The organism is Micromonospora sp. NPDC048040 (assembly GCF_055587185.1).
On the sequence record NZ_JBVJGT010000074.1, the window covers coordinates 21459 to 28239 of the forward strand.

At 72.4% G+C, this 6781-nt stretch carries 6 protein-coding genes and 1 pseudogene; 3 read left to right on the forward strand and 4 right to left on the reverse strand.

Translation table 11 applies throughout. The annotated features are described in order from the left end of the window. From ACZ6O2_RS33480 to tnpA, 4 genes are all read right to left on the reverse strand, one after another. Positions 1 to 948, reverse strand: a complete 948-nt coding sequence (locus ACZ6O2_RS33480; protein WP_466025775.1) for an STM4015 family protein — start codon at positions 946 to 948, stop codon at positions 1 to 3. Positions 949 to 954: 6 nt separating this feature from the next. Continuing rightward, the gene (locus ACZ6O2_RS33485; RefSeq protein ID WP_466025776.1) at positions 955 to 1887 is read right to left on the reverse strand and encodes an STM4015 family protein; all 933 of its coding nucleotides are present in this window, start codon (positions 1885 to 1887) and stop codon (positions 955 to 957) included. A gap of 114 nt (positions 1888 to 2001) precedes the next feature. Beyond that, entirely contained in the window at positions 2002 to 3246 is a 1245-nt protein-coding gene (locus ACZ6O2_RS33490; protein WP_466025777.1) for an RNA-guided endonuclease InsQ/TnpB family protein, read from the reverse strand. Further along, on the reverse strand, positions 3221 to 3619 hold the full coding sequence (gene tnpA, locus ACZ6O2_RS33495; protein ID WP_466025778.1) for an IS200/IS605 family transposase: 399 nt from the start codon (positions 3617 to 3619) through the stop codon (positions 3221 to 3223). Before tnpA ends, ACZ6O2_RS33490 begins: the two co-directional genes overlap by 26 nt. Between tnpA and ACZ6O2_RS33500 the strand changes: the two are divergent. From ACZ6O2_RS33500 to ACZ6O2_RS33510, 3 genes and pseudogenes are all read left to right on the forward strand, one after another. Beyond that, positions 3500 to 4226, forward strand: a pseudogene (locus ACZ6O2_RS33500) (sigma-70 family RNA polymerase sigma factor). The gene tnpA and the pseudogene ACZ6O2_RS33500 overlap by 120 nt on opposite strands. A 353-nt stretch (positions 4227 to 4579) precedes the next feature. Further along, positions 4580 to 5590 carry a dTDP-glucose 4,6-dehydratase gene (rfbB, locus tag ACZ6O2_RS33505; protein ID WP_466025779.1) on the forward strand — a complete coding sequence of 337 codons (1011 nt, stop codon included), beginning with the start codon at positions 4580 to 4582 and terminating at the stop codon, positions 5588 to 5590. A gap of 196 nt (positions 5591 to 5786) precedes the next feature. Then, positions 5787 to 6781, forward strand: a 995-nt coding sequence (locus tag ACZ6O2_RS33510) for a P-type ATPase actuator domain-containing protein (protein ID WP_466025780.1), incomplete at its 3' end; no start/stop codon positions are given.

Sequence of the window (6781 nt, forward strand, 5' to 3'; positions counted from 1 at the left end):
TCACTCCGACACCGCCGTGTAGCGGTAGCGCTCGCCGTCGTACTCGTCGGCCTCCTGCGGGTCGGACACGTCGACCCGGACGCCCGGCAGCGCGGCGACCACCGAGGCGGCCATCTCCTCCGAGAGGTAGTGGTGGTGCAGGTCCAGTTCCGCCAGGTGGCTCAGCGGCTGCCCGGCGAGCAGCCCCGCCGCGCCCCGGTCGCCGAGCGTGCCCAGCGACAGGTCCAGCCGTTCCAGGCGCGGCACCACCGCCGCCCTCGCCAGGGCCTCGGCGAGGTCGTCGGCGTTCTCCGCGTTGCGCAGCCCGAGCCGGCGCAACGCGGAGAACCGCTCCCCGGCCAGCAGCGGGGCGAGGTCGGAAACCTGCGCGTCGCCGCCGTAGTCGGAGGTGCCGAGCCACAGCTCCAGGTCGGTGAGCGCGGGCAGGTCGGAGTCGAGCACCGCGCCGACGAACGCCGCGGAGAGCCCGCCGGTCTCCACCGCCAGCTCCCGCAGCCGCGCGTGCCGCACGGGAGAGAACGTGAGGTCCTCGCCGCCGCGGACGCGCAGCACCTCCAGCTCCGGGTACGCCGTCAACAGCGGGCTGACGTCGCCCACCCTCATCCAGGAGACCTCGCACTCCTCGCCGGTCATGTCACCGAGGAAGAGGGCGCGCAGGGCGGGCAGCCGGGGCGCCGCCGCGCAGAGCTGCGCGATCGGGGCGAGGTTGAACGCCGCGTACCCCCACGAGCCGACGACCAGGGACTCCACGGACGGCCCGGCCTGCGCGACGAACCGGTCGAACGCCACCCGGAACTCGTCCGAGAGCTTGTAGTCGGCGGTCTCGTCGAAGTGCCACAGGGAGAACCGCCACGAGACCGGACCGTCCACCGTGGGCAGCGGCCCGTCGACCGGGACGTCGACGACCGGTCGACCGGCGAAGGCCCGCGCGTGGGAACCGAAGGCCACGGCCGATCACTCCCCGACCGCGGTGTAGCGGTACCGGGTGCCGTCGTACTCGTCGGCGGTCTGCGGGTCCGACACGTCGACGCGCACGCCCGGCAGCGCGGCGACCACCGAGGCGGCCATCTCCTCGGAGAGGTAGTGGTGGTGCAGGTCCAGCCGCGTCAGGTGGGTCAACGGCTGGCCGGCCAGCAGCGCCGCCGCGCCCTCGTCGGTGAGCGTGCCCATCGACAGGTCGAGGACCTCCAGCCGCGGGACGACCGGCGCCGCGGCGACGGCCGCCGCCACCGCGTCGGCGATCTCGGCGTTGCACGGCGCCAGGTGCCGCAGCGCGGGCAGGCCGGCACCGGCCAGCACGCCGGCCAGGTCGTCGACGGTCGCGTCGCCGCCGTAGTCGGACCTGCCGAGCCACAGGTCCAACCGGTGCAGGGCCGGCAGCTCGCAGGCGCCGACGGCCCGCACCACCCCGGCCGGCAGCCCGCCGGACTCGAAGCGCAGCTCACGCAGCGCGTCGTGCCGGACCGGCTCCAGCCGCAGGTCCTGCGCGCCGCGCACCCACAGCACCTCCAGCGACGGGTACGCCGCGAGCAGCGGGGTGATGTCGCCGTGCCTGAGCCAGGAGATCTCGCACTGCTCGTAGGTCAGTTCGGCGAGGAAGACCGCCCGCAGCGCGGTCCACTCCCCAGCCGCCGCCACCAACGCCTCCACCGGCAGCGGCCGCTCGTACGCCTCGCCCCACTCGCCGATCACCAGGGCGCGCACCGCGTCGGCCGGCACCTGCTCGCGCAGCGCCTGCACGAGGCCGGCGAACTCCTCGGGCTCCGCGTCGAAGTCCTCGACCTCCAGCCGCCAGGCGACCGCCGACGGGTCGTCGGGAAGGGTCATCCCCGGTGTGAACGGCAGCACCGGCAACCCGGCGAACGACGACACGTGCGAACTGATCACGCCTACCTCCGGTCGACTGGTGCAGCGGCGGCGAGACCGTAACAGGTGTGCCCGACAAGATGTTGACCTCCTCCCCACGGCTGAAGCCAGGGGATTCCCGTGGCTGAGGCGCGTTCACGCCGTGAGCCGTTCGGGTGGTTGGCGCTTCGCAGACCGCCCAACGGCGAGGTCTCCACGCCCTGTCACCGCCAGCCCGGCGGCGAGAATGTTCTTGGCCGCGTTCACGTCGGCGTTGTCCTGGTGCCCACAGGCAACGCACCGGAAGACCGCTTGGCTCTCGCGGGACTCCCGAGCGACATGCCTGCAGGCATGACAGGTCTGCGACGTGTACGCGGGGTTGACCTTCACGACCTGCGCCCCGTGGTACCGGGCGGCGTGCTGCAACCTGAGCAGAAACCCGCCCCAGCCCTTGGTGAGGATGGCCCGGTTCAGGCCAGCCTTTTGCCGAACGTTACGCCCGGGTTGCTCGATCGTGCCTTTGGCGCTGGCGGTCATGTTCCTGATGCGCAGGTCCTCCACGACGACCGTGCCGTGGTCGCGGACGAGCTGCGCGGCCGTCCGCGCGGCGAAGTCGGCACGCCGGTCGTGGATACGGGCGTTGAGGCGGACAAGTTCGGCACGCACCGCGTCGCGGCGGCCCGACCGACGGTTACGGCCGTGAACACGCAGCGACCGCGACAACTGTTGCTGCAACCGCGTGAGCCTCACCGCCTCGCCGGGCGTGACGAACTCCTGGTCCCACATGTCGCCGTCGGAGGTGGCGACCGCCACGGCCACACCTCGATCGACCCCGACCGGCGGCTTGCCGTTCGGCGCCACCTCGGACACGCCGTCCTCGACGCAGAACGAGATGTGCCAGCGCCCACCGGACCGGCTGACCGTGGCGCTACGGATGATGCCGCCCAGCGGCTGGGTCCAGCGGAACCGCACCGGACCGAACTTCGGCAGACGCACCTCACCCCACCGCCGACTCAGCCGCCGCACCGCAATCTGATGGGGGTCAGGAAACCGGAACGACGGTGCCGTGCGCGACTTCGACCGCCACCGCACCTTCCACGTGCCGTGCGTCTTGCAGGCCCGGTCCAGATCCCGCAACGTCTGCTGCAACGTGTGCGACGGAGCATCGGCCAGCCACCCGCAGTACGGGTCCTTCTTCGCCTCGGCCAACTGCCGAGCCTGCTCGACATAGCCGATGAACCCGCCACGCCGACGGTACTCACGGCGCTGCTCCAGGCCGGTGTTCCACACCGCCCGACACGCCGCCCCCACCTGCTCGGCGTAGACGACCTGCTCATCGGTGAACGCAAGCAGATACCGGCGGCCCATCAACAATTCAGCGGCCCTTCTGCTGCTCGACATACCGCTCCATCGCCGCCAACGGGTCGCCGCCCGTGGTCGCCACGAAATACGAGTTCGTCCACAACGTCGGCAACCGGGAATGCAACGACGGAAACTCCTCCCGCAACACCCGCGACGTGCGCCCCTTGATCGCCTTGACGAGCCTGTGGACGCCATACCGCGGGTCCACCTCCACCAGCAGATGGACACGGTCCGGCATGACCTCCAAGGCCGCCAGCCACGCCCCCCGCTCCTCAACTACTTCCCGGATGAGCTGCTTGAGCCGTTCCTCGATCTGGCCGTCGAGCACCCCGCGCCGAAATTTCGGGCACCACACCACATGGAAAGCACACTGGAAAACGACGTCACTGTTCGACCGCACCGTGACGGACACCCGGACAACATACAACCCACCGCTATCTACTGTCCGCCCACAATCGACGCGCTATACCCACGGCTAAAGCTGGGGGTCTGCGCGCTCGCCGGCTTCGCCATTCCGACGATCCTCGGCGAGATCATGCGCCACTTCCCCGACCGCACCCTGGAACATCCGTGTCCCCCGACGGCTGCAGGAGCTGCGGCTGCGCATCTCCGAGGCCAACGGCACCCTCACGCAGACGCTCAACCGGGCCCCGACGGTCGCCGACATCGCCGCCCACCTCGACATCACCGAGGAAGAGGTCCTGGAGGGCCTCGAGGGCGCCCGGGCCTACAACGCCGTCTCCCTGTCCACCCCCATCGGTGCCGGCGACAGCGCCACCGAACTGGCCGACACGCTCGGCGCCGAGGACGGCGAGTTCGAGCTGGCGGAGCTGCGGGTGGCCCTCGGCCCGGCGCTCGCCACCCTCGACGAGCGGGAGCAGAAGATCCTCACCCTGCGCTTCTACGGCAACCTCACCCAGAGCGAGATCGCCGCCCGGGTCGGCGTCTCCCAGATGCACGTCTCCCGGCTGCTCGCCCGCGCACTCGGCAAGCTGCGGGGGCAGCTCGCCGACTGCTGAGTCGGGCTTCCCGTTGCACCGGCCGCCGGCTTCGTCAGCGAGGAGCCCTTCCGCTGCCGGAGGCGTGCGGAAGGGCCCCTCGCTGACACTCCGCGCCGGCTGCCGGCCACCGGGCCCAGGCCGCGTCGGGGGCACCGGGCGCGCCTGCGACGGTCACCCTCCGCGGCGACGCGGCGGGCGTACGCGCAACGGCCGGCCGCCCGTTCCACCGGGCGGCCGGGCAGACTCGTCCGGGTGAACCACCCACGCGAGGCCCGCCGACGGCGGGTCCCGTCGCATGGACTGGCCGGACGTCGCCGACGGACCCTCCGGTGCCACCTCGGAGGCCCGCCGGGCGAAGGTAGGAGAGAGCAATGAGCACGATTCTCGTGACGGGCGCGGCGGGCTTCATCGGGTCCAACTTCGTCCGCCACTGGCGCCGCGCCCACCCGCGCGACCGGGTGATCGCCTTCGACCTGCTGACGTATTCCGGCACGCTGGCCAACCTCGCCGACCTCGGTGACGCCGTCACCTTCGTCCAGGGCGACATCCGGGACGAGCCGGCCGTGGCGCGGGCGCTGCGCGAGCACGGGGTCGACGTCGTGGTCAACTTCGCCGCCGAGTCGCACAACTCCCGCGCGGTGCTGGGCCCGACGGCCTTCTTCGAGACGAACGTGCTCGGCCCGGTCGCCCTGATGGAGGCCGTCCGGCGGGTCGGCCGCGACGGCATCCGCTTCCATCAGATCTCCACCTGCGAGGTGTACGGGGACATGGCGCTGGACGACCCCGGCGCCTTCACGGAGGACTCGCCCTACCGGCCGCGCACCCCGTACAACGCGGCGAAGGCCGGGGGCGACCACGCCGTGCGGGCCTTCGGGCACACCTACGGGATCCCCTTCACGATCACCACCTGCTCCAACAACTACGGCCCGTACCAGTTCCCGGAGAAGGTGATCCCCCTGTTCGTCACGCACGCGTTGCGGGGCATGCCGCTGCCGGTCTACGCCTCCAGCCGCAACCGCCGCGAGTGGCTGCACGTGGCCGACCACTGCCGCGCGGTCGAGGCGGTGCTGCTGCACGGCCGGCTGGGGGAGACGTACAACGTGGGCAGCGGCGTCGAGGTCGACGTCGAGACGCTCGCCGACGCCGTACTGGGGGAGCTGGGCCTCGGCGCGGAGCTGAAGCGGCGGGTGCCCGACCGGCCCTCGCACGACCGGCGTTACCTGCTCGACTCCGGCAAGCTGCGCCGCGAGTTGGCCTGGGAGCCGAGGATCGGGTTCGGCGACGGGCTGAAGGCGACGATCGCCTGGTACCGGGAGCACGAGAGCTGGTGGCGGCCGCTGCTCGACCGCGTACAGGTGGCGGAGGAGACCGCGTGGCGGTGAGCCGGCGCTGAACCCGTCCGTCGGGCGGCGGGTGGCCCGGCCTCCCGCCGATCGCGGTGATCCCCGGCCGGGTGACCCCCGGTTCTCCTACAGTGGTCCGTGCGTCCGGTCGCACGCGGGCCGCCCGCCCGGCACCGACGGCGGTGGCGGCGGCCGGTGGCCCCGGCCCGGTGTGGCCGCGGGAACGGGGGTTTGGGTGTTCGCACGGGCGTTCCGCCCGCACCGTGACGCGGCCCGCTCGGCGGGCGGCCACGGCCAGGGCCACGACCGAGCCGCGCACGGCGGGCCCGACGACCACGGCGGGCCCGACGACCACGGCGGGCCCGGCCGGCACGGCGGATCCGGCGAGCAGGCGGGGCACGGCGGGCACGACAAGCACGCCGGTCACGACCCGGAGCAGTTCCGCCGCAAGTTCTGGCTGTGCCTCGCCCTCACCGTGCCGATCGTGCTGACCAGTCACATGGTGATGGACTGGTTCGGCTACACCCTGGACTTCCCGGGCCGGAGCTGGGTGGGCCCGGTCCTCGGGTCGGTGGTCTTCCTCTACGGAGGCTGGCCGTTCCTGGTGGGCGCCGTACGGGAGGTCCGCGACCGCGCCCCGGGGATGATGCTGCTGGTCTCGATGGCGATCACGGTCGCGTACGCCGCGTCGCTGGCGACCAGTCTCGGCGTGTTCGACCTGGACTTCTGGTGGGAGCTGGCGGCGCTGGTGACCATCATGTTGCTGGGGCACTGGCAGGAGATGAAGGCGATCGGCCAGGCGCAGGGCGCCCTCGCCGCGCTGGCGGCGCTGCTGCCCGACGACGCCGAACGGCTCGACGACGACGGCACCCCGCACCGCGTGCCGCTGGCCGACCTGCGGGTGGGCGACACGGTGCTGGTCCGCTCCGGTGCCCGGGTGCCGGCCGACGGCTCGATCGTCGACGGCGCCGCCGAGCTGGACGAGTCGATGATCACGGGGGAGTCCCGGCCGGTGCCGCGTGGCGTGGGCGACCGGGTGGTGGCCGGCACGGTGGCCACCGACTCCGCGTTGCGGGTGCGGGTCGACGCGGTGGGCGAGGACACCGCGCTGGCCGGCATCGGCCGGCTGGTCAGCCAGGCTCAGGCGTCCAGCGGCCGGGCGCAGGTTCTGGCTGACCGGTTCGCCGCGATGCTGTTCTACGTCGCGACCGCCGCCGCGTTGGTCACCTT